1 protein-coding gene is annotated in these 1,012 nt (G+C 53.7%); it reads left to right on the top strand.

Going from position 1 to position 1,012, the window contains the following annotated elements; genetic code table 11:
* Nucleotides 1-956, top strand: a 956-nt coding sequence (locus HA41_RS19405) for an IS5 family transposase (RefSeq protein ID WP_244175156.1), incomplete at its 5' end; no start/stop codon positions are given.
* Nucleotides 957-1,012 lie beyond the last annotated feature (56 nt).

Below are 1,012 nucleotides of genomic sequence, written 5' to 3'. Positions count from 1 at the left end.
TCACGCATCCTCCCGACAACACAGACCATTCCGTGGCAAAGCAAAAGTTCAGAATCACCAACTGGTCCACCTACAACAAAGCTCTCATCAACCGTGGCTCCCTCACTTTCTGGCTGGATGATGAGGCGATTCAGGCCTGGTATGAGTCGGCAACGCCTTCATCACGAGGAAGGCCCCAGCGCTATTCTGATCTCGCCATCACCACCGTTCTGGTGATTAAACGCGTATTCCGGCTGACCCTGCGGGCTGCGCAGGGTTTTATTGATTCCATTTTTGCCCTGATGAACGTTCCGTTGCGCTGCCCGGATTACACCAGTGTCAGTAAGCGGGCAAAGTCGGTTAATGTCAGTTTCAAAACGTCCACCCGGGGTGAAATCGCACACCTGGTGATTGATTCCACCGGGCTGAAGGTCTTTGGTGAAGGCGAATGGAAAGTCAGAAAGCACGGCAAAGAGCGCCGTCGTATCTGGCGAAAGTTGCATCTTGCTGTTGACAGCAACACACATGAAGTTGTCTGTGCAGACCTGTCGCTGAATAACGTCACGGACTCAGAAGCCTTCCCGGGCCTTATCCGGCAGACTCACAGAAAAATCAGGGCAGCCGCGGCAGACGGGGCTTACGATACCCGGCTCTGTCACGATGAACTGCGCCGCAAAAAAATCAGCGCGCTTATTCCTCCCCGAAAAGGAGCGGGTTACTGGCCCGGTGAGTACGCAGACCGCAACCGTGCCGTTGCTAATCAGCGGCTGAGCGGAAGCAATGCACGGTGGAAATGGACAACGGAATATAACCGTCGCTCGATAGCGGAAACGGCAATGTACAGAATGAAGCAGTTGTTGGGAGATTCACTGACGCTGCGTGACTACGATGGTCAGGTAGCGGAAGCTATGGCCATGGTGCGTGCGTTGAACAGGATGACAAAGGCTGGGATGCCAGAAAGCGTGCGTATTGCCTGAAAATCCAGCCAGCTACAGGGTCGTTCGCAAGAAATCTTATTTATTCAACAAAGCCG

It is taken from the genome of Pantoea conspicua (assembly GCF_002095315.1).
Lineage (GTDB): Bacteria > Pseudomonadota > Gammaproteobacteria > Enterobacterales > Enterobacteriaceae > Pantoea > Pantoea conspicua.
The sequence above is the reverse complement of the archived record's forward strand: the minus strand, read 5'-3'. Positions and strand labels throughout refer to the sequence as shown.